At 58.5% G+C, this 19,944-nt stretch carries 32 protein-coding genes; 28 read left to right on the top strand and 4 right to left on the bottom strand.

Annotated features, from left to right (window positions below; all coding sequences use genetic code 11):
- The first annotated feature begins 39 nt into the window (after nucleotides 1-39).
- The 27 genes from rpsS (at nucleotide 40) to BDD14_RS09990 (ending at nucleotide 15,401) form a co-directional block, all read left to right on the top strand.
- Nucleotides 40-324 carry a 30S ribosomal protein S19 gene (gene rpsS / locus BDD14_RS10120; RefSeq protein WP_130418701.1) on the top strand — a complete coding sequence of 95 codons (285 nt, stop codon included), beginning with the start codon at nucleotides 40-42 and terminating at the stop codon, nucleotides 322-324.
- Nucleotides 325-368: 44 nt separating this feature from the next.
- Nucleotides 369-890, top strand: coding sequence for a 50S ribosomal protein L22 (rplV, locus tag BDD14_RS10115; RefSeq protein WP_130418700.1), 522 nt, complete (start codon nucleotides 369-371; stop codon nucleotides 888-890).
- A 93-nt stretch (nucleotides 891-983) separates the two neighbouring features.
- On the top strand, nucleotides 984-1,658 hold the full coding sequence (gene rpsC / locus BDD14_RS10110) for a 30S ribosomal protein S3 (RefSeq protein WP_130418699.1): 675 nt from the start codon (nucleotides 984-986) through the stop codon (nucleotides 1,656-1,658).
- Between the two features lie 120 nt (nucleotides 1,659-1,778).
- Complete coding sequence (gene rplP / locus BDD14_RS10105) at nucleotides 1,779-2,213, top strand: 50S ribosomal protein L16 (RefSeq protein ID WP_130418698.1); 435 nt, start codon at nucleotides 1,779-1,781, stop codon at nucleotides 2,211-2,213.
- Nucleotides 2,214-2,233: 20 nt separating this feature from the next.
- The gene (gene rpmC / locus BDD14_RS10100) at nucleotides 2,234-2,500 is read left to right on the top strand and encodes a 50S ribosomal protein L29 (RefSeq protein WP_130418697.1); all 267 of its coding nucleotides are present in this window, start codon (nucleotides 2,234-2,236) and stop codon (nucleotides 2,498-2,500) included.
- A 3-nt stretch (nucleotides 2,501-2,503) separates the two neighbouring features.
- Nucleotides 2,504-2,836 (top strand): 30S ribosomal protein S17, encoded by a 333-nt coding sequence (gene rpsQ / locus BDD14_RS10095; RefSeq protein ID WP_130418696.1) that lies wholly within the window; start codon nucleotides 2,504-2,506, stop codon nucleotides 2,834-2,836.
- A gap of 81 nt (nucleotides 2,837-2,917) precedes the next feature.
- Entirely contained in the window at nucleotides 2,918-3,289 is a 372-nt protein-coding gene (rplN, locus tag BDD14_RS10090; protein ID WP_130418695.1) for a 50S ribosomal protein L14, read from the top strand.
- A gap of 78 nt (nucleotides 3,290-3,367) precedes the next feature.
- On the top strand, nucleotides 3,368-3,727 hold the full coding sequence (gene rplX, locus BDD14_RS10085) for a 50S ribosomal protein L24 (RefSeq protein WP_130418694.1): 360 nt from the start codon (nucleotides 3,368-3,370) through the stop codon (nucleotides 3,725-3,727).
- A 100-nt stretch (nucleotides 3,728-3,827) separates the two neighbouring features.
- A complete protein-coding gene (gene rplE / locus BDD14_RS10080; RefSeq protein WP_130418693.1) occupies nucleotides 3,828-4,376 on the top strand; it encodes a 50S ribosomal protein L5 in 549 nt (182 codons plus the stop codon).
- A 60-nt stretch (nucleotides 4,377-4,436) separates the two neighbouring features.
- Nucleotides 4,437-4,622, top strand: coding sequence for a type Z 30S ribosomal protein S14 (locus BDD14_RS10075; protein ID WP_020715220.1), 186 nt, complete (start codon nucleotides 4,437-4,439; stop codon nucleotides 4,620-4,622).
- A 181-nt stretch (nucleotides 4,623-4,803) separates the two neighbouring features.
- Nucleotides 4,804-5,202, top strand: a complete 399-nt coding sequence (gene rpsH / locus BDD14_RS10070) for a 30S ribosomal protein S8 (protein ID WP_130418692.1) — start codon at nucleotides 4,804-4,806, stop codon at nucleotides 5,200-5,202.
- 116 nt (nucleotides 5,203-5,318) lie between these two features.
- Complete coding sequence (gene rplF, locus BDD14_RS10065; protein ID WP_130418691.1) at nucleotides 5,319-5,858, top strand: 50S ribosomal protein L6; 540 nt, start codon at nucleotides 5,319-5,321, stop codon at nucleotides 5,856-5,858.
- A 216-nt stretch (nucleotides 5,859-6,074) separates the two neighbouring features.
- Nucleotides 6,075-6,440 (top strand): 50S ribosomal protein L18, encoded by a 366-nt coding sequence (rplR, locus tag BDD14_RS10060; RefSeq protein WP_130418690.1) that lies wholly within the window; start codon nucleotides 6,075-6,077, stop codon nucleotides 6,438-6,440.
- 52 nt (nucleotides 6,441-6,492) lie between these two features.
- Nucleotides 6,493-6,999 (top strand): 30S ribosomal protein S5, encoded by a 507-nt coding sequence (gene rpsE, locus BDD14_RS10055; RefSeq protein ID WP_130418689.1) that lies wholly within the window; start codon nucleotides 6,493-6,495, stop codon nucleotides 6,997-6,999.
- A 16-nt stretch (nucleotides 7,000-7,015) separates the two neighbouring features.
- Nucleotides 7,016-7,204, top strand: coding sequence for a 50S ribosomal protein L30 (rpmD, locus tag BDD14_RS10050; protein WP_130418688.1), 189 nt, complete (start codon nucleotides 7,016-7,018; stop codon nucleotides 7,202-7,204).
- Nucleotides 7,205-7,293: 89 nt separating this feature from the next.
- Complete coding sequence (gene rplO, locus BDD14_RS10045; protein ID WP_130418687.1) at nucleotides 7,294-7,755, top strand: 50S ribosomal protein L15; 462 nt, start codon at nucleotides 7,294-7,296, stop codon at nucleotides 7,753-7,755.
- A gap of 108 nt (nucleotides 7,756-7,863) precedes the next feature.
- A complete protein-coding gene (secY, locus tag BDD14_RS10040; protein WP_130418686.1) occupies nucleotides 7,864-9,276 on the top strand; it encodes a preprotein translocase subunit SecY in 1,413 nt (470 codons plus the stop codon).
- A 13-nt stretch (nucleotides 9,277-9,289) separates the two neighbouring features.
- Nucleotides 9,290-10,015, top strand: coding sequence for an adenylate kinase (locus BDD14_RS10035; protein WP_130418685.1), 726 nt, complete (start codon nucleotides 9,290-9,292; stop codon nucleotides 10,013-10,015).
- 7 nt (nucleotides 10,016-10,022) lie between these two features.
- Nucleotides 10,023-10,772 carry a type I methionyl aminopeptidase gene (map, locus tag BDD14_RS10030; protein WP_130418684.1) on the top strand — a complete coding sequence of 250 codons (750 nt, stop codon included), beginning with the start codon at nucleotides 10,023-10,025 and terminating at the stop codon, nucleotides 10,770-10,772.
- Nucleotides 10,773-10,968: 196 nt separating this feature from the next.
- Nucleotides 10,969-11,187: a translation initiation factor IF-1 gene (gene infA / locus BDD14_RS10025; RefSeq protein ID WP_130418683.1), complete on the top strand. Its 219-nt coding sequence runs from the start codon at nucleotides 10,969-10,971 to the stop codon at nucleotides 11,185-11,187.
- A gap of 137 nt (nucleotides 11,188-11,324) precedes the next feature.
- Nucleotides 11,325-11,438, top strand: coding sequence for a 50S ribosomal protein L36 (gene rpmJ, locus BDD14_RS10020; protein ID WP_013581269.1), 114 nt, complete (start codon nucleotides 11,325-11,327; stop codon nucleotides 11,436-11,438).
- 153 nt (nucleotides 11,439-11,591) lie between these two features.
- Entirely contained in the window at nucleotides 11,592-11,972 is a 381-nt protein-coding gene (gene rpsM, locus BDD14_RS10015) for a 30S ribosomal protein S13 (RefSeq protein WP_130418682.1), read from the top strand.
- Nucleotides 11,973-11,975: 3 nt separating this feature from the next.
- Nucleotides 11,976-12,395: a 30S ribosomal protein S11 gene (gene rpsK / locus BDD14_RS10010; RefSeq protein ID WP_130418681.1), complete on the top strand. Its 420-nt coding sequence runs from the start codon at nucleotides 11,976-11,978 to the stop codon at nucleotides 12,393-12,395.
- 119 nt (nucleotides 12,396-12,514) lie between these two features.
- A complete protein-coding gene (gene rpsD, locus BDD14_RS10005) occupies nucleotides 12,515-13,147 on the top strand; it encodes a 30S ribosomal protein S4 (RefSeq protein ID WP_130418680.1) in 633 nt (210 codons plus the stop codon).
- A gap of 169 nt (nucleotides 13,148-13,316) precedes the next feature.
- Complete coding sequence (locus tag BDD14_RS10000; protein ID WP_130418679.1) at nucleotides 13,317-14,414, top strand: DNA-directed RNA polymerase subunit alpha; 1,098 nt, start codon at nucleotides 13,317-13,319, stop codon at nucleotides 14,412-14,414.
- A 102-nt stretch (nucleotides 14,415-14,516) separates the two neighbouring features.
- Nucleotides 14,517-14,993, top strand: a complete 477-nt coding sequence (gene rplQ / locus BDD14_RS09995) for a 50S ribosomal protein L17 (RefSeq protein ID WP_130418678.1) — start codon at nucleotides 14,517-14,519, stop codon at nucleotides 14,991-14,993.
- A 33-nt stretch (nucleotides 14,994-15,026) separates the two neighbouring features.
- Nucleotides 15,027-15,401, top strand: a complete 375-nt coding sequence (locus tag BDD14_RS09990) for an ArsR/SmtB family transcription factor (protein WP_130418677.1) — start codon at nucleotides 15,027-15,029, stop codon at nucleotides 15,399-15,401.
- Nucleotides 15,402-15,446: 45 nt separating this feature from the next.
- Here BDD14_RS09990 and BDD14_RS31725 read toward each other — a convergent pair whose 3' ends face one another.
- Genes BDD14_RS31725 through BDD14_RS09980 form a run of 3 tightly spaced genes read right to left on the bottom strand, consistent with a single transcriptional unit; the run spans nucleotide 15,447 to nucleotide 17,291 of the window.
- A complete protein-coding gene (locus BDD14_RS31725) occupies nucleotides 15,447-15,623 on the bottom strand; it encodes a hypothetical protein (protein WP_165420011.1) in 177 nt (58 codons plus the stop codon).
- Nucleotides 15,620-16,036 carry a DUF6677 family protein gene (locus tag BDD14_RS09985; protein ID WP_130418676.1) on the bottom strand — a complete coding sequence of 139 codons (417 nt, stop codon included), beginning with the start codon at nucleotides 16,034-16,036 and terminating at the stop codon, nucleotides 15,620-15,622. The genes BDD14_RS31725 and BDD14_RS09985 overlap by 4 nt, the downstream gene beginning before the upstream one ends.
- Nucleotides 16,037-16,082: 46 nt before the next feature.
- Nucleotides 16,083-17,291, bottom strand: coding sequence for a M24 family metallopeptidase (locus BDD14_RS09980; protein WP_242617858.1), 1,209 nt, complete (start codon nucleotides 17,289-17,291; stop codon nucleotides 16,083-16,085).
- 456 nt (nucleotides 17,292-17,747) lie between these two features.
- Here BDD14_RS09980 and BDD14_RS09975 point away from each other — a divergent pair, with 456 nt between their 5' ends.
- Nucleotides 17,748-18,287, top strand: coding sequence for a dihydrofolate reductase family protein (locus BDD14_RS09975; protein WP_130418675.1), 540 nt, complete (start codon nucleotides 17,748-17,750; stop codon nucleotides 18,285-18,287).
- Nucleotides 18,288-18,652: 365 nt separating this feature from the next.
- On the opposite strand, the gene BDD14_RS09970 is transcribed toward BDD14_RS09975, so the two are convergent.
- Nucleotides 18,653-19,516, bottom strand: a complete 864-nt coding sequence (locus tag BDD14_RS09970; RefSeq protein ID WP_130418674.1) for a hypothetical protein — start codon at nucleotides 19,514-19,516, stop codon at nucleotides 18,653-18,655.
- Nucleotides 19,517-19,944 lie beyond the last annotated feature (428 nt).

The following is a 19,944-nucleotide window of genomic DNA, read 5'->3' as shown; positions in this document are numbered from 1 at the left end:
CTACAGAATTTGAAGCATAGAGAGATTCGGAGCTAGCACATGGCACGTTCTACCAAAAAGGGTCCGTTCATCGATGACCACCTCATGACGAAGATCAACGTCATGAACCAGACGAGCGACAAGAAGGTCCTTCGCACCTGGTCGCGCCGTTCGACCATCCACCCGGATTTCGTCGGCCACACGATCGCCGTGCACAACGGCCGCAAATTCATCCCGGTCTACGTGACCGAGAATATGGTCGGCCACAAGCTCGGTGAATTCGCGGCGACCCGCACCTTCAAGGGCCACTCCGCCAAGACCGAGTCTGCGGCGAAGCCGAAATAAGAGCGGTCGCGTAACAAGTATTTAGTTTCTAAGGACTGAAAGTCATGGCTAAGGCAGCAGAGAAGACAAGAGAGTTCCGCGCGGAGGCGAAGTTCCAGCGCACCAGCCCGCAGAAGGCGAAGCTCGTCCTGGACCTGATCAAGGGGCTCCGTGTGGAGCAGGCGATCAACACGGTTCACTTCAACAACAAGCGCATCGCTCCGGTGGTCGAGAAGGTTCTGCGTTCGGCGATTCAAAATGCCAACTACCTCTCGCAGGAGCAGGGGCTGGACGTTGACGTCGACAATCTTTACGTGAAGTCTGCCGTGGCCAATGAAGGTCCGCGCATGAAGCGTATTCGCCCTGCCCCGATGGGCCGTGCCTTCCGCTACCAGCGCCGCCTTGCCCACATCATCGTGACCGTGGCCGAGAAGAACAGAGCCGGCGTGAATACGGCAGAAGAGGCAGCTCCGGCTTCGGCGGCGAAGAAAGCCGCTAAGAAGACAGCCGGCAAGACCGCAGCGAAGAAGGCTCCGGCCAAGAAAGCTGCAGCAAAGAAGACAGCGACCAAGAAAGCCGCGAAGTAACCGAACTTTCGACGTCTGCTTGAGTTAAAATAAGGGTTTTGCACTACCGCCCGCCGGCTCAACCGGTCAGGAGCGAGAGAGTAAAGGGAAGCTATGGGACAGAAAGTCCATCCGTATGGGTTTCGCCTCGGCGTGAACAAGCCGTGGAAGTCGCGTTGGTTTGTCGAGCGCGGCTATGACAAGCTGCTGGTCGAGGACGTCAAGCTGAAGGCCGAGCTCCGCGAGAAGCTGAAGGCCGCCGGCGTCAGCTCGGTCGAGGTGGAGCGTCCCGGCAACAAGTTGCGCCTGATCATTCGCACCGCGCGACCGGGCATCATCATCGGCCGCAAGGGAGCCGAGATCGACAAGCTCAAGGCCGACATCCAGAAGCGCACCAACCGCGAGGTGTTCGTCGACATCCTCGAGGTCAACAAGCCTGAGCTTGACGCTCAGCTGGTGGCCGAGAACATCGCGTTGCAGCTCGAGAAGCGCGTCAGCTTCCGCCGCGCGATGCGCAAGAGTGTGGACTCCGCTCTTCGCTTCGGCTGCAAGGGAATCAAGGTTCGCGTCTCCGGCCGTTTGAACGGAAACGAGATCGCGCGCTCCGAGTGGTATCTTCAGGGCCGTCTCCCGCTGCACACGCTTCGCGCCGACATCGACTATGGATTTGCCGAGGCGAAGACCACCTACGGTGTTATTGGCGTGAAGACCTGGGTGTACCGCGGCGATATCTACGAACAGAAGAAGCGTCGCGACCAGGGCACGACCGCCGGTGTCTTCGCATCGTAAAAGCAGCGTCTAGCCTCGAGTTTCAGCTTGTGGCTGGTTGATCTGCAAAGCAGGATTTGGATTTTAGCTGGTCTCTGGCTGCAAGCTGGAGGCCGGCAGCTAACAGCTAGGGGTTTCGTTATGTTGATGCCTAAGAAGGTGAAGTATCGCAAGCAGCAGCGTGGCCGGATGACCGGCAAGGCGTGGCGCGGCTCCGATCTCTCGTTTGGCGACTACGGCCTGAAGGTCATGGAGTGCGGTTACATCACCGACCGCCAGATTGAAGCCAGCCGTATCGCGATGACACGATTCATCAAGCGCGGCGGCAAGGTGTGGTTGCGTCTTTTCCCTGACAAGCCGATCACCAAGAAGCCTGCCGAAACCCGTATGGGTAAGGGCAAGGGAGCTCCGGATCACTGGGTCTGCGTTGTTCGCCCTGGACGCATCCTGTTCGAGATGGAGGGCGTCAACCCCGAGATCGCCAAGGAGGCGATGCGCCTGGCCGCTCACAAGCTGCCGCTCAAGACCACCTTTGTTCAGCGCCATGACGTTGCAAGCACCGCCGTGGCCAAGTAAGAGTTTGAAGGAAGAGACACATGGAACTCGATAAGATTCGCAACCTCAGTGACGAAGAGCTAAAGAGCGAGCAGACGAAGGCTGCCGAGCAGCTGTTCCGCATCCGCTTTCAGAAGAGCCTCGGCAACACCGAGGGCGTCAAGAAGGTGCGGACGCTGAAGCTGGATATCGCCCGCATCAAGACAGTCGCCCGTCAGCGCGAACTGGCATCTGCAGACGCCTCCGCGCCCGCCGCTGTTGTCGCAGCTCCGGTAAAGAGCACTCGCAAGAAAGCAAAGAAGGACTAAGCCATGGCAGAGACCACAAACAAGACCGAAGCCGCCGAGCAGACCGCCTCCCGCCGTAACGAGAAGGTCGGCCTGGTCGTCTCGACCAAGATGCAGAAGACCATCGTCGTCGAGATCGAGATGCGCAAGGCGCACCCCAAGTACAAGCGCGTCATGAAGTCGAACAAGAAGTTCTACGCGCACGACGAACAGAACTCCGCCCGCGTCGGTGACGTGGTTCGCATTCGCGAGGCCCGTCCACTGTCGAAGCTGAAGCGCTGGTCGCTCGAAGAGATCGTCCGTCGCAGCTCGCTGGCTCTGGCCGACGAGAAGGCTCCGGTCGCCGAGAGCAAGTAAGCTCTGCAGGCTGTTGCATAAGTTTCAAATTCATAGCCAGGGGACGATTTAGGCCCTGGCCGCACCACCAGGAGACGAACGATGTCAGTACAGATGAGAACAATCCTTGACGTGGCCGACAACTCTGGCGCGCGCAAGCTGCAGGTGATCCTGCCCCTTGGTGGCGGTCTCGGCAAGAAGGCTGGCCTGGGCGATGTGGTCACGGCGGCGGTCAAAGAGGCTTCGCCGGACGGAACCGTCAAGAAAGGCAAGGTCGTCAAGGCGGTGATCGTGCGCACCCGCAAAGAGTACCGCCGCAAGGACGGAACCTATATCCGCTTCGATCAGAACGCTGCGGTCGTCATCAACGACGCGATGGAGCCCGTAGGAACCCGCGTCTTCGGCCCCGTTGCCCGTGAGCTTCGCGAGAAGAAGTTTCTCAAGATCGCCTCGCTCGCGCCCGAGGTCATTTAGTCTCTTTCGCCGCGTTCTTTGCGGCGACATAGAGCGGATTCCGGCTCCGACAGATTGCCGAGGTAACAGGAGATAAAGATGGCTACAAAGTACAAGCCCGTTACGAAGAGCAAGATCAAGATCAAGCGCAACGATCTGGTCGTTGTGATCGCCGGTAAAGACAAGGGCGACAAGCCGCATCGCGTTTTGCGCGTAATAGCTGATCGGCAGCGCGTGCTGGTTGAAGGCGTTGGAATGGTCAAGAAGCACGTCAAGCCAAACCCTCAGCGCAACATCAAGGGTGGCATTGCCGAGCAGGAGTCGTCGATCCACATCTCGAACGTTATGCTGGTCGATGCAGAGGGCAACAAAACTCGCATCGGAACCCGGCTCGAGGGTGAGAAGAAGGTCCGTTTTTCCAAGGCGAGCGGAAACGCGATTGCCGAGAAGAAGAAGTAGTTTTGCGTTAGGGGCAGTAAAAGAATTCAAAAGGTTCACCCCACGAATCGGTAGACGGCTAAGGCCAATCCGGGAACCGTGGAGAAAGCGAAGACACACAATGGCATCACGATTCAGAGAGAAGTACGACAAAGAGATCAAGCCGGCCCTCGCCAAGGAACTCAATCTTGAGAACATAATGGCGGTTCCGAAGCTTGAGAAGATCGTCGTCAACATGGGCTTGGGCGAGGCGACCCAGAATGTCAAGATCATGGATCCCCTGGTGGCCGATCTTGCCGCCATCACCGGACAGAAGCCGGTGACCACCAAGGCGAAGAAGTCGATCGCGGCCTTCAAGGTTCGCGAGGGAATGCCCATCGGTGCGATGGTCACCCTCCGTGGGGATACGATGTACGAGTTCCTCGACCGCCTGATCTCGATCGCTCTTCCGCGCGTGCGCGACTTTCGTGGTGTCTCCTCGAAGAGCTTCGACGGCCGCGGCAACTATACGCTTGGACTGCGGGACCAGCTTATCTTCGCCGAGATCGACTATGCGAAGGTCGATAAGCTCAAAGGCATGAACGTCACCATCGTGACGACCGCAAAGGACGACAACGACGCTCGCGCGCTTCTGAGGGGATTCGGTATGCCCTTCCGCCAGGGCGCGTAACCCGTACAAGGGGTCTCTGGGGCTACTAACAGTTTTTGCAAGGATAGAGAGTTAAACGATATGGCAACCACAGCAAAGCGCGTCAAAGACGCACGCAAGCCGAAGTTCAAGTCCCGCCAGCACAACCGCTGCCAGCTCTGCGGCCGCCCGCGCGCCTTCCTTCGCAAGTTCGGCGTCTGCCGTCTCTGCTTCCGTTCACTCGCCCTCAAGGGGGAGATTCCGGGTGTCGTGAAGTCGAGCTGGTAGAGCTGCTACAATAACATCACCAACCCGCGTGCGAGGATTTACTCACACGCCCGCTTCAGAGACCTCATTCGAGCCATGCTTAGGGTGCAGACGTCTGGAACGGAAACAAGCAGGCAACAACATTTCCGCTGGTTCTCGCATCAGCTACGTTCGCGAGCGAACGGGGAATGAAGGAGATTGAATGAACCTTACCGATCCAGTAGCAGATTTTCTGACCCGTATTCGCAACTCCATCCGGGCTCGCCACCAGAAGCTTGACGTTCCAGCCTCCAAGTTGAAGGCGGAGATCGCCCGCATCCTCAAGGACGAGGGTTACATCGCCAACTACAAGGCGACCGAGGAGAATGGCCAGAAGGTTATTCGAGTCTATCTGAAGTACGGCACGAACAACGAGGCTGCGATTCGTGACCTGCAGCGCGTCTCCCGCCCCGGATGCCGTGTGTATGTTGGCCGCGACGAGATCCGGCGCGTTCAGGGTGGCCTTGGCATCTCGATTATTACCACTCCCAAGGGCGTCATGACCGGTCGTCAGGCACGCCGCGAAGGCGTTGGCGGCGAGATTCTCTGCGAAGTCTGGTAATCGTGGAGTTGTTGAAGAGATTTTGAAGGATGCATTACGGCAGTTGCCGCAGGCTGCAGTGGAACGAAGAAGGTACGAAATCCCTTCGCGACTCGCAAGCCCCAAAAGGATTCAGTATGTCTCGTATTGGCAAGAAACCGATTCCCATGCCCGCCGGTGTCAAGTACACCGTCAATGGCAACACTGTTCTCGTAGAAGGCCCCAAGGGCAAGGTCACCGCTCTGCTCCCGGCTGGTATCTCTCTCGTCCAGAAGGATGGCGCAATCATTGCCGAGCGTGAGAACGACAAGCAGGCTGCGTTCCATGGCCTTGCACGCGCTCTGGTCTTTAATGCTGTCCACGGCGTTACCGCTGGTTGGACCAAGGAACTTGACATCGTCGGCATTGGGTACCGTGTCGAACTGAAGGGGAATGGCGTTGTCGTCTTTACCCTGGGCTACTCCCATCCGATCGAGTTCCCGTTGCCTGCCGGCATTGAGGTTGCGATTGATCCTAAGCAGACCCACGTGACCATCTCCGGAATTGACCGGCAGAAGGTTGGCCAGGTGGCCGCTGATATGCGTGCGCTCCGCAAGCCCGATCCGTACAAGAACAAGGGCGTCCGCTATACCGGCGAGAAGCTGAAGAAGAAGGTTGGCAAGACCGGCGCGAAGTAAGCGGGAAGGATAGGATTTGTTTCCGCGCTCTGTGTCAAGACCGGCGCTAGGTAAGGTCCGGGCATAAGCCGCAAGTTGGGAACCGGAGGCTGACCATGAACTCGCCCGGTAGTTTGAGGGAGTTTTTGAAGTCCGCCTCTGGTCCCTGTTCCCGATTGGCAGTACAAACCGAACGTCGTCAGCACTCTGGCGACGCTGTTAGGAAGGAAACGAACTATGATTACTCCTCGCAAACGCGACGTCATCCGCAAGCGCGTTCATACGCGTATCCGTGAAAAGATGTCCGGCACCGCCGAGCGTCCGCGCCTGAACGTCTACCGCTCGCTCGATCACATCTACACGCAGCTGATCGACGACGCCAGCGGCGTTACCATCGCCTCCGCCTCGACCCTCACCAAGAAGGGCGAAGCAAAGAAGACTGGCGGCAACGTGGCCGCGGCCGTCGAAGTCGGCAAGCTCATCGCCGAGCGTGCGCAGCAGAAGGGCATCAAGAAGGTGGTCTTCGATCGTGGTGGCTATCTCTATCATGGACGCATCAAGGCCCTGGCCGACGCAGCCCGCGAGGCGGGTCTGGAGTTCTAAGTTTCTTGAAAGGCGCCCGCAGCCGGGCTGCCAGAAAGCTGGATAAGACACTATGGCAACAAAGAAAAAGATCGACGCGAACCGCCTCAACCTGAAGGATCAGGTCGTCAGCATCAATCGCGTCACCAAGGTCGTCAAGGGTGGCAAGAACATGTCCTTCGCCGCGCTCGTCGTCATCGGCGACCCGGCAGAGGGTGTTGTGGGCTACGGCTCGGGCAAGGCCAAGGAAGTTCCGCAGGCCATCCGCAAGGGCATCGAGGCCGCCAAGAAGAACCTCTTCAAGATCAACCTCACCGATACGTCCATCCCGCACCAGGTGCTGGGCCACTATGGTGCAGGCCAGGTCATGCTGAAGCCCGCCCCTGAGGGTACGGGTGTCATCGCTGGAGGTACGGTCCGCGCCGTGATGACCTCGGTCGGCGTGCAGAACGTCTTGACCAAGTCCCTCGGCACCAAGAATCCGCATAACGTCATCAAGGCCACCTTCGACGCTCTCACCCAGCTTCGCAACAAGGCCGAAGTAGCTGCGCTGCGCGGCAAAGCTGAAGAAGAACTGTAAGAGGAGCCCCTAAGTCATGGCCGAAACCAAAGCCAAAATCAAGCTGCAGTACTTCCGTTCGAAGATCGCCACGCCGGAGAAGCACAAGCTCGTCGTCAAGGGCCTCGGCTTCACTCGTCTGAATCAGATCGTTGAGCGCGAAGACACGCCGTCCATCCGCGGCATGGTCGCCAAGATTCCCCATCTCGTCCGCGTCGTCGAGTAGGGTGGAGCTGTCGACTCTTAATCGATTGGTCTAAGGCCAATCCCAAAATGCGAGTCGGGGTAACCTCCCGGCGTTATAGCGAGGAAACAATGGCAATCCGTAATCTCTCCAATCTGAAGGCCCCTGCAAAGGCCAATAGCAATAAGAAGCGTGTCGGCCGCGGTATGGGTTCGGGCATGGGTAAGACCTCCACCCGTGGTCATAAGGGCCAGGGTTCGCGCTCCGGCTCCAGCCTGATGCGTGGCTTCGAAGGCGGCCAGATGCCGCTGCATCGCCGTCTCCCCAAGCGTGGCTTCACCAACATCTTCCGCACCGAGTACACGGTTCTCGGCCTCGATCGCATCGCCGAGATCCACGCCGCCTCCTCGGAGACCGAGTTCACCCTCGACAAGATCGTCGCCCTGGGACTTCTCCGTAAGCGCAACGGCCTCATCAAGGTACTCAATAATGGAGAGATCACGGCCGCCGTCACGGTCCACGCCCACAAGTTCTCGAAGACCGCCCAGGAGGCGATCGAAAAGGCTGGCGGCAAGGCCGTTTTGATCGCTTAAAATGTCCACGGCTGCGAGCATGTAGAATTAAGGCTGGCGAGGGAGAGGCTCCCTCGCATCGCCGTTGATCCCGAATCTTCCGTTTCACCCTCGAGGTTCCGCGCTCCGATGTTCGACAAGTTCGCAAACATCTTCCGTATCCCAGACCTCCGCAAGCGTGTCCTGTTCACGCTCGGTCTGCTGGCGGTCTACCGCCTTGGATCCCACATCCCCACTCCCGGCATCAACGGCGCCATGCTGGCGGAGTTCTTCAATCAGAACTCCGGCTCGGCCCTTGGCCTGGTCGATCTGTTCTCGGGCGGAAACCTGCGCAAGCTGACGATCTTCGCCCTCGGCATCATGCCGTACATCACGGCGTCGATCATCTTCCAGCTGCTCACCGTTATCTACGAGCCTCTGGCGAAGCTGCAGAAGGAAGGCGAGCTGGGCCGTCGCAAGATCACCCAGTGGACCCGCTACGTCACGGTGCTCCTCGGGATCGTGCAGTCGTTCACCATCGCGCTGACCTTGACGAATACCTCCACCGGCTCCTCCATGGTGACCATCTCGCGAGGTGCCTTTATCCCGCTCTGCGTGCTTACGCTTACGGCGGGAACCGCATTCATCATGTGGCTTGGTGAGCAGATCACCGAGCGCGGCATCGGCAATGGTATGTCGCTGTTGATCTTCGCCGGAATCGTAGTCGGCGTCCCCAAGGGAATTGCTGAGCTTTACGACAAGGTTCAGACCAACGCATGGGGAGCCTTTACGCCCATCGCGGTCGCTATTCTCATCGCCGGCATGATCGCGGTCGTCGCGTTTATCGTCTACGTGGAACGTTCCGAGCGCCGCATCCCAGTCCAATATGCCAAGCGCATCGTCGGCCGAAGGATGATGGGCGGACAGTCCACACATCTTCCCCTCAAGGTGAACTCCGGCGGCGTCATGCCGGTCATCTTTGCCAGCTCCATCCTGTCGGCTCCGCTGCTCTTCGCGGGGATGAGCATCTTCGGCAGCGCCCCTCTCCGCGATACCAAGCTGCTGGGCCCGCTCTTCCAGTACATCTCGCCCGGCGAGCCCTTCTATGAACTGGTCTTCGTGGTGGCGATTGTCTTCTTCGCCTACTTCTACATCTCCATCGTCTTCCGTCCCGACGACATCGCCGACAATATGCGCAAGTACGGCGGATTTATTCCAGGCATCCGTCCGGGCAAGCGAACCGCGGACTTCGTGAACGATGTTTTGACTCGGATCACGCTCGTCGGAGCAGTCTACCTGATCATCATTGTGATGATTCCGCAGATGATCATCAGCGGAATCCATTTCAATCATCTCTGGCTGGTCGGGCCCATCTTTGACAAGCTTCCCAGCTGGATCACCAATGGACTGGGCGTGACTTTCTACTTTGGTGGCACCAGCCTTCTGATCGTCGTAGGCGTTGCCATGGACACGGTTCAGCAGATCGAATCGCAACTCATCATGCGTCACTACGACGGCTTTACTCCGAAGAGCGGCCGTATCCGTGGACGCAAGAGCTGGTAGGGAATTGGAAATTTTGACCTCTGAATCTGCAGCGCATTCCTCGGCCCAGGCAGCCTCTGCTTTTCTGCCCGGGCCGATTCTTCTTCTGGGAGCCCCAGGCGTGGGAAAGGGTACCCAGGCTCAGCGCCTGATGGCCGATTTTGGCATTCCCCAGATCTCTACTGGCGATATCCTCCGCGATAACATCGCACGCGGAACTGACCTGGGCAAAGTGGCCAAAGGCCTGATGGATCAAGGGCAGCTCGTCCCGGACCAGATGGTCAACAATATGGTCGGCGCGCGGCTCGCGCAGCCCGACGTGGAGCGCGGATACATCCTCGACGGTTACCCACGCACGCTCGGCCAGGCTGAATGGCTCGACAGCCACCTTACCTCCACCGCAGCAGGGCACGCCCCTCTCGTTGCCATCAGCATCCGTGTGGATGAGCAGGAGCTTCTCCGCCGCATCACCGGCCGCCGCATCTGTCCGGTCTGCAAGCACATTTACAACATCTACTCGAAGCCTCCAAAGCAGGAAGGCATCTGCGATTTCGACGGAAGCCCGCTGCAGCACCGCTCCGACGACACTGAGGCCGCCTTTACGGAACGCATGAAGGCCTACAACTCCCTCACCGCGCCCGTCATCGAGCATTACAGCCGGCAGGGTCGCTTCCGTGAGGTGGACGGTGCCCGCTCCGTCGAGCAAGTCACCGCTGCTATCGAATCCTCTCTGAAACAGCTTCGCCAGGCGGTGGAGTAGCAGCACTATGGCGATCATGATCAAAACCCCGCAGGAGATCGAGAAGATGCGCGTCTCCGGCATCGCTCTCCGCAAGGTGCATGACGCGATTGCTCCGCACGTCGTCGCTGGAGCCTCGACGATGGATCTCGAGGAGATCGCCGTGGCGAAGATTGCCGAGCTGGGCGGAAAGGCGGCCTTCAAGGGCTACCACGGATTTCCATCTGCCCTGTGCACCTCGATCAATGACGAGGTCGTCCACGGCATGCCCAACGCAAAGCGCGTCCTCAAGGACGGTGACATTCTCTCGATCGACTGCGGAGTGATCATCGACGGTTACTACTCCGATGCGGCCGTCACCTACGCCATTGGGAAACCGGAGCCCCGCATCCAAAAGCTGCTCGACGTAACCCAGACTGCGCTCGAAGCCGCCATCGAGCAGTGCAAGGTCGGTGGAAGGCTCTTCGATATTGGCGCGGCAGTGCAGGAGATCTGCGAAGCCGAGGGCTTTGGCGTCGTTCGTGATTTCGTCGGTCACGGCATCGGACGCAGCATGCACGAAGACCCCCAGGTCCCCAACTTTGGAACCCACGGCAAGGGCCTTCGCCTCAAGGCGGGGATGGTTCTGGCGATCGAACCGATGATCAATGCTGGGGCTCCCGAGGTTAAAGTCCTGAAAGACGGTTGGACGGCGGTTACGGTGGATGGAAGTTATAGTGCTCACTTTGAGCACACCGTCGCTCTTACCAAGAACGGCCCCCTGGTTTTGACCCGCTGAGGGCCTATTTCTGGCGGAAAACCAAGGGAAATCCCAGACCGGCATAGGAAAACAGCTGGAACTGGGGTATCATAAGAGATGCTGCGTGCGGTACGCCGCGCGCCTATGATCCAGTTGCACTGGATCATGCCGTGGGCCCCGCACTCACAACCGTTTTGTGGAGAGAGTTGAAAAAAACTCTTCCAAAGGAGATCGTTTGTCGAAGGAAGATGCAATTGAGGTAATGGCCGTGGTCGTCGAGACCCTGCCGAACGCGATGTTCCGGGTCGAGCTTGAGAATAAGCACCAGGCTCTGGCACACGTCTCCGGGCGTATGCGTAAGAACTTCATCCGCATCCTCCCCGGCGACCGTGTCGCGATTGAGCTCAGTCCGTACGATCTCAATCGTGGCCGTATCGTCTACCGCTACAAGTAGGCGAAACAGCTTCCGGCTTCTGGCGTTGGCTCTCCGGAAGAAATAGAGCACACAAGACCCAGGCAATCAGGCTTGCGGTGATGGCCTCTGGCGAAAGCTGGAAGCTAAAAAGCTTCAGGCTGTTTTTAGGAGAAGGAATGAAGGTTCGTGCGTCAGTCAAGAAGATCTGTGACAAGTGCAAGGTGATCCACCGTCGCGGTGTCGTTCGCGTCATCTGCGAGAATGCCAAGCACAAGCAGCGTCAGGGATAGCTAACCGAGGCGAGCTCTTGTTCGCCTCTCAACTCGGCCCCCGCAGGGCTAGTTCGCCGAAGTAAAGGCGTGCGATGAACCCCGCGGACACCTGCCGAAACCCTCAACCCCGCTCCGTGGCGAAGCTTCCGGAGCCCAACGATAAGGACCCCAATGGCACGTATTGCTGGAGTCGACGTACCCAACAACAAGCAGGTACGCATCGGACTCACCTACATCTTCGGTATCGGCGACTCGCGCGCTGCGAAGATCCTGGCCAAGGCGGACATCGATCCGTTTGTCAAGATCGCCACGCTCGACGAGGACCAGCTGAACCGCATCCGTCAGGTCATCGAACAGGAAGGCCAGATCGAAGGCGACCTCCGCAAGGACGTTTCGCTTAATATCAAGCGCCTCATTGAAATTCAGTCGTACCGTGGCCTTCGTCACCGCCGCTCACTTCCCGTCCGCGGCCAGCGCACCCACACCAACGCTCGTACCCGCAAAGGCCCGCGTAAGGGCACCGTCGCTGGTAAGAAGAAAGCGACGAAATAAGCCATGGCCAAGACTCAGCAGAAGACTGCCAGCAAGGCTGGCAAGAACAAGAAGTTCAAGAAGCGCGAGCGGAAGAACGTTCCATTCGGTCTGGTCTTTATCCAGGCTTCGTTCAACAACACCATCGTTACCATCACCGACCAGACGGGCAATACTCTCAGCTGGAAGAGTTCGGGTTCGCTCGGCTTCCGTGGCTCCCGCAAGGGAACCCCGTTTGCCGCACAGCAGGCTGCCGTTGGCGCTGCCAACTCCGCCCGCGAGCATGGTCTTCGCTCGGTCGATGTGCGCGTCTCCGGTCCCGGTTCGGGTCGTGAATCCGCCATCCGCGCTCTCGCTTCGGCCGGCATCGAGGTTCGCTCGATCCGCGATGTTACGCCGATTCCGCACAACGGCTGCCGTCCTCCCAAGCGCCGCCGCGTATAACCCTTTTCAACCTTTTTCCGCGGGAGCCCTGGCGCTCCCGCGGACTTGCTAACCGGATCGTGATGAAGCGCTGCCAGCGCGTAAAGCGATCGACACCCGAAGTCAGGAGATAGAAAGTCATGGCACGTTATACCGGACCCGTCTGCCGCCTCTGCCGCCGCGACGGTACCAAGCTGTTCCTCAAGGGAGCCAAGTGCTTCACCGAAAAGTGCCCCGTTGAGAAGCGCAACTTTCCCCCCGGCCAGCACGGCCAATCCAAGAAGCAGAAGAAGGTCGTAGGCTACGGTCTGCAGCTCCGTGAGAAGCAGAAGGCCAAGCGCATCTACTTCACCCTCGAGACGCAATTTCGCGCCTACTACGAGAAGGCTTCGAACAAGACCGGCGTTACCGGCGAACTCCTGCTCCAGCAGCTTGAGACCCGCCTGGACAACGTAGCCTACCGCCTTGGCTTCGCGCAGAGCCGCCGTCAGGCCCGTCAGCTCGTCCGCCACGGCCACGTTCAGGTCAACGGCCGCAAGGTCAACATCCCGTCCTTCCAGTGCAAGGTTGGCGACGAGATCGCGATCCGCGAGGCTTCGAAGTCCATAACCCTCCTCGAGGAGGCGAAGAACTTCGCCAGCGGTCAGCGTTCTGTTACCTGGCTCGACATCAACCGCGACAACCTTTCGGGCAAGGTTCTCTCTCTGCCGAAGCGCGAAGATGTCAACCTGCCGGTCAACGAGCAGCTGATCGTCGAACTTTACAGCAAGTAATCAATCTTTGCTGCCGTTGTCGCTCAGCCAACATCGAGTGGGAACGGCAGCAACGTTGTAAGTCTCCGGTTCTGCCGAGGACTCAGCGAATCCCAAAACTGAATACGCAACCGCACCACCCGCCAGACCGCAGAATGCCTCGCGGCTAGGACGGAAAAGGAGAAAACACATGCTTTGGAGAGGATTCCAAAAGCCCAAGCGCCTCGCAGTCGACGGCGAGTCTCTCACCGAAAAGTACGGCAAGTTCAGTGCCCAGCCCTTTGAGCGCGGCTTCGGTACCACCATCGGCAATGCCCTTCGCCGCACCTTGCTCTCGTCCATCGAGGGCGCGGCTGTTACCGCGGTCCGCATCGAAGGCGTACTGCACGAGTTCCAGTCCATCGCCGGCGTCGTTGAGGACGCGACCGACATCATCCTCAACCTCAAGCAGATTCCGTTCAAGCTGAATGGCGAAGGTCCCAAGGCTCTCTACCTGCGCTCCGACGCAGCCGGTGTCGTCACCTCCGGCTCCATCGAGGCCGACGGCGACGTCGAGATCCTCGACAAGGACGTCTACATCTGCACCATCTCCGAGGGCGGCAAGATCGACATGGAGATGCGCCTCAAGCGCGGCCGTGGCTACATCTCGGCCGACAAGAACTTCGACGCCGATCTTGGCCTCGGCTTCATCCCGGTCGACAGCGTCCACTCGCCTGTCCGCAAGGTCAACTACCTCGTCGAGGCCGCTCGTCTCGGTCAGATCACCGACTATGACAAGCTCACGCTCGAGATCTGGACCAACGGCACGGTCACTCCCGCAGATGCGCTCGGCCTCTCGGCCAAGTTGCTGAAGGATCACATGACCATCTTCATCAACTTCGAGGAGGAGATGGAGGCTGGTCAGGACGGAGCCCACGACGGTCCTGCAATCCGCAACGAGAACCTCAATCGCTCCGTTGAAGAGCTTGAGCTCTCGGTTCGCAGCTATAACTGCCTCAAGAACGCCAACATCGCGACCATCGGTGAGCTGATTCAGAAGACCGAGGCCGAGATGCTGAAGACCAAGAACTTCGGCCGCAAGTCCCTGAACGAGATCAAGGAGATCCTCGCGCAGATGGGCCTGTCGCTCGGCATGAAGATCGACGAAAACGGCAACCCGCAGCCCGGACCGACCTCCGTCCTTCCGGCTGCCACTCTCGCCGCCAGCTTCGGTCACTTCGATGACGACGACGACGAGGAGGACGAGGACGATGACCTCAACCTCCCCGCCGAGACCGATAACTTCTAAAACCCGCAACAGATGGGGGCAGGGAACTACTACCTGCTCCCATCCCAACGCACAACCCGGAAATTCCGGTTTGAACGGAAGCTCAAACCGAAGGAGATCATCATGCGCCATCGCAATGCAGGATACAAACTAGGACGTAACACCAGCCACCGCCGCGCCACGCTGCGCAACCTCGTCACCTCCATCATTCTGATGGACCGCATCGAGACCACCATCACCAAGGCCAAGGCCTCCAAGCCTCTTGTCGAGCGCATGATCACCCTCGGCAAGCGCGGCGATGTGCATGCCCGCCGTCAGGCTGCCGCATATCTGATGACCCCTGAGTCCGTTGACCGCCTCTTTGCCGTCGTCGCTCCCCGCTACGGCGCGCGCAACGGTGGCTACACGCGCGTGACCCGCACCGGAGCCCGCAAGGGCGATGCTGCCGAGATGGCCTTCATCGAGCTGCTCGGCGCCGAGCAGGAGCTCAACGAGAAGGCGCAGAAGCGCGCCGAAGCCCGCACGAAAAAGCGTGAGGAGCTCCAGAAGCAGCTAGAGGAGCAGAATCCCCCGGCCGGAGAAGAAGGCCAGCAATCCTAAGCTCCACCCACTCAGTACAGAAAGGCGCACCGCATGGTGCGCCTTTTCTCTTTTCATCCTGCAACTCGCACTTCGGAAGACAAGTCGATACACGGATTCGATACATTAGAAGCTGTGACGGCCAACAAATCCATCTCGCTTACGAATCGCCAGTTCACTCTCATCGCGAAGGCCCTTGCGGATCCACGACGCTACGAGATTCTTGAGAAACTCGGTCGTGCCGGGAGACAATGCGCCTGCAGCGACATTCGCGAGTGTATCCCCGTCACTGCGCCAACCCTGTCGCACCACATGAAAGAGCTTGAAAATGCCGGGCTGGTCGACTCGGAGCGGGAAGGGAAGTTCGTCAACTACACCCTCCGCCGCGATGTTCTCACCGCGTATCTTGATCGGCTTGCAAAGATTTAGAAGGTATAGAGGTCCCAGGCTCTTTTCACTCGCCTGAGTGACGCTCTAGTGCTTGATCAGCCACATCAGCCAGCTGACCGCAATCGTTCCGCCCACGAAAATGGAGAAGCAGAAGGCTCCAAAGCGAATCATCATCTTCGGCTCCGACCGTTGGGTGATCCCGAAGACGACCGAGGTAAACAGCGAGAAGAGCAGCACCGCTCCAAAGTGCGAGATCGTCACGACGCCTTCCTCCCTGTCGCCAGCGAGTGGGCATCGACCGCGGCAATGATATTCAACAGGCCCGCCACGACGATGAACTTTGTACCGTAGTCCGCAACCGCAATCTGCACCGCCGCCTGCCCCAGGTCGAAGACCCGCGCGAGCACATAGAGCAGCCCCGCTCCCAGATCGCCCGCGAAGTTCAGCATGTCCAGCAGCTCCGCGGTGTTGGGTCCGTAAACCTTACCCTTCAAGGCCAGGCCGATCCCGAACATCGCCACGATGGAGACGAACAGCAACAACCCTCGAATCCACTTCTTCAGCAGAAAATGTCCTGCACCTGGAATCAGCCATCCCGCAATCAAAATGAGCGCTGGCGGCAGAGTCGTTGTCTTCTGCGCGGCCCGGGCCGACGCCTGAACGTTCGTCGTCATCTCACCTCATCATACCAGTACGAAACCGTCAGCATCTTCCCAATCCCTAGATCCGGACCAGCTCTCGTTGCACCCTGCCGGTCACCTCTGCTCGGCCTGGCACGGCAATCATATCCACTTCGCTCCGCACCCCGAACTCCCCTGGAAAGTACAGCCCAGGCTCTACGGAAAAGCAGGTCTTCGGCAGGATCAACCGTTCGTCATGGGTCTCCAGGTTGTCGAGATTTGCACCATTGCCGTGTAGCTCCGTCCCAATGTTGTGCCCCGTCCTGTGCGTAAACCACTCCCCAAAGGCCGCCCGCGCAATCACATCTCGCGCCGCATCGTCGGCCTGCCATCCAGCTATAGGCGTCCGGGCTGCAAAAGCCTCTCGCACAACCTTCACAGCAGCATCCCGGGCGTCGCGAACCGTTTCGAAGACCATCTGCTCCCGCGGCGTCGGCTCCCTATCCACAACCCCCGTCCACGTAATGTCGTAGTAGCAGGCATCCGGGCGATTCAACTTGCCCCAGATATCGATCAATACGAAATCGCCCTTCCGGATCGGCTTTGAGTTGGCTGCCGTCGGCTCATAGTGCGAATCCGCCGAGTTCGCCCCCGCGCTCACATTCGGCCCATGCTCCCACACCATCCCTTCGCGGCCCATCGCCTCCGAGAGAAACTCAACCATGGCAAACTCATGCGTCCCACCCGCCCGCGTCCGCCGGCCAATCTCCTGCCACCCAGCTTCCAGTACTGCATCGATCTTTTGTTGCGCCACATAGTGGGTCGTAATCTGCTCGTCGTTCAGCACCGCCTCAAACTGGCTCACCAGATCCGCCGAGCTGACCACTTCTTTGCCCAGCCCGCGCACCATCTCCACCGTGCCCGCATCCACCATCGAGACATACATGATCGCGTTGCGCGGCGAGTACTGCATCGCGATCTTCGTCGCCCCGGCCGTCAGCCCAGCGACCTGTGCCTCCAGCTCCTGCCAGGACGAATACACCGTCTTTGTCCCGGGAAGGGAATCGAGCCGCCCAGATTCGATCCGATGCACGAGTTTTTTCGGCTCGCCATTCGCCGGGAGGAAGTAGAACCATCGACGTGTCACATGCAGGCCTTCGCCCAGGCCGAGAATCCGGTAGGCCAGAGGATCGCGGTAGTGATGGTCATAGAACAGCCAGCCGTCGATTTTATTTTCCCGGAGTGCGGTCTGGATGGCTGAGAGGTCCATCGTCCTGCTGGTCGATGTCTCGGCGACGGTCTGCGACATAGTGTGATCCCTCCCCATACTAAAGTATGCAAAATATTCAAAACAGGAGACATGAGTCCAGACCGCCCGTTCCTGTTCCCCGGTTTAAACGAGAAGGCCCGGCGTGGGCCGGGCTCTACTTGGCTGATTTAATGCTATCAGGCGTGTCAAGGAAGTCGAAGCGACGCCGACCCTGTAAAGAACACATTCGAGCTTCCGTTGGCAGCCAAACGGATTTGTAAACGCAAGCTGACATACCAGTATTAATCGCCGCCTCGATGAGCGACTCGGCGATTTGGCATCAACCAAGAGTGCCGAGAAGAAGATTTGACCATTGAGAAATATACCCGATGAGAGACAAAATAGGGTGGCTCACACCGGCTCGTCTCTATCGCGTCAGGGCAACAGCCCTCAATCCGGATTCCTTGCCCAAAGCACACTGGATCATTAAACTAATGTGAAATCAGGAGGGTCGCCATGAAACTCTCCGTCTTCTGCGGAGTGAGCGTCGATGGCTTTCTGGCTCGCCCAGACGACACGCTCGACTTCTTGGAAACCGGCGAACAGGAGCCTCACGGGTTCAAGGAATTCCTCGCCAGCGTCGATGTAGTCGTGATCGGCCGCAGGACTTTCGATGTCGTGCTGAAACTCGGACACCTAGCGCTTTACGGCGAGAAGCGTGTGATTGTCCTGAGCCACCGGCCACTTGATTTGTCACCAACCACGGGTGGGTTAGTCGAACAGACGTCGGGCAAACCGACCGAAATCGTTGCGCAGCTTGAGTCTCGCGGATGCAAACATGCTTACATAGATGGCGGCATTACCATTCAAGGATTCCTCGGCGCCGGGCTAATCGATCGGTTAGTGATCACCCGCGTGCCAGTGCTGATTGGAGCGGGCATCCCGTTATTTGGCCACTTGCCGAGCGACATCAAGCTTCATCACGCTGGAACCCGCAGCTATAACGGCGGCCTAGTGCAAAGTGAATACGAGATTGGTTCAGCGGCACCGCAATAGCGTTCTTTCTGCTCCGTCCGGTGACAGTACATCCCCAGGCTGCGTACTCCCACCCCTCTTGTCTTGAGATCGGCCAGTTGCTGTGACGGAAAAAGAATTCAAATGGTGAGTACAGGCAATTCACTTATCGAAGTTGACGAGGCTCCGCGGCCGGCCTCAGAAGTCGGGCGAGTGCAGGACTTGTTGTGTGTCTGGGAAGAGGTATTAGCACCCGTTGAAGTACATGACGTCCCCGAGCAGTGGAGGCAGGGTGGGACTCACGGGTGGGATTCGGACTGGGCCGAGAAATAGGCAAGGTGAGCACGAAGCTGTTGTCCAACGGCTTCGTGCCTGATCAAAGTCATCGAATTGAGCCTGGATCATCCCTACTTGCTGGGCTTTGAGCGCATTCTGACAACGAACAAAATTACAACCAGAAGCACGGCTAGACCAATCCAGGGAAGGTAGCTTCGTTTCTCCGCAGGTGGTTCGGCAGGGGCAGCGGGTGTTTCCGCTTCCGCCGGGACAGGGGTGGGCTCTCCCGCGGCAACGAGCAAAGGAGCATCGGGTGGCGGAGAGGGCGGAATCGTGCCAGTAACAGGCTGTGGCTTCGTCGCGACCTGCTTCGGAGGCGCGGCGGGCGCCGCACCCTTTTGCGGCGCCGCTTGGGGCGTCGTGCCAGTCACACTCTGCTCCTGCGCCAAAACCACTGTCGGAACTTCCACAATCTTCGTCGCCGACACCTTCATACCCTTCCTCAAGGCGAAAGCGTCGACCATTTGGCCGTCGACGTTGAATTTTTGATTCTTAGGGATCTTGAACTCCTGGTTGGTGTTGTCTTCCAGTGTCAGGATCACTGACCTTGGCGGATTGACATGCCAGACCTTGCCTGTCACGGTCTGGATTGTGGTGACGATCATAGGAGTTTCTGTCGTAGTGATCGTACGCTGGAGCTTCATGCCCGGCTTCAAGTCGTGGACGCCAAGCTGTTTCCCATCAACCGTGGCTCGGGCAGACTCCGGGACATCCGGAAAATGCCGGAAAGTGCCATCTTCCATTTTCACGATCAAATCGTTACCGTTCACAGCGTAAACTTCGCCGCGGTTGACCGTAACGTTGTAGCGGGTTTCGCCCGCCGTCGTCGTTGTTGCCGTCTGGACCTGCGCGCCGGTTTGAACAGCAAATGCAAGACCGAGCGTTCCGGTAACGAGCAAGAGTCCCTTCTTAATCCAACTGGCACCAAGCTTCATGGTCTATCCTCCGTGAACTCAATTCCTCGGCCCAACCTCGAATATGTACTTAACTCCATTCAGTGCATGTATGTCGACTGGGAAAATAGCTAGTCAGTCCTAACGAAACATTGGTAATTGGGGTAGGGGGATCTGGATCAGCGACATCGGAGCCTCCCGCCCAAAGATACGAAAAGAAACGCCCGGAACTTCAAATAGGTATGTTATTAGGTCAGCCGAGTTGCGCGTAAACACTCTCAGGTGAACTGATTGGCCGCGTGCGGCTGAATCAGGCAACTTCACGATCGCTTTGCCGAATGATTCTCGGCTGGCGCCAACAGGCCGATGCACTTATTGAACATGAGTTGAGACCCGAAGTGGGGATTAGTAATAGAAAACGCGCTTGGATTGATTAACAAATGGATCGCCATAATTACAACCGAGTGCGC

Origin of the sequence: Edaphobacter modestus (genome assembly GCF_004217555.1) — a bacterium.
Classification (GTDB): Bacteria; Acidobacteriota; Terriglobia; order Terriglobales; family Acidobacteriaceae; genus Edaphobacter; species Edaphobacter modestus.
Note: the sequence above shows the minus strand (reverse complement) of the source record. Positions and strands in the feature narration are given on the sequence as shown.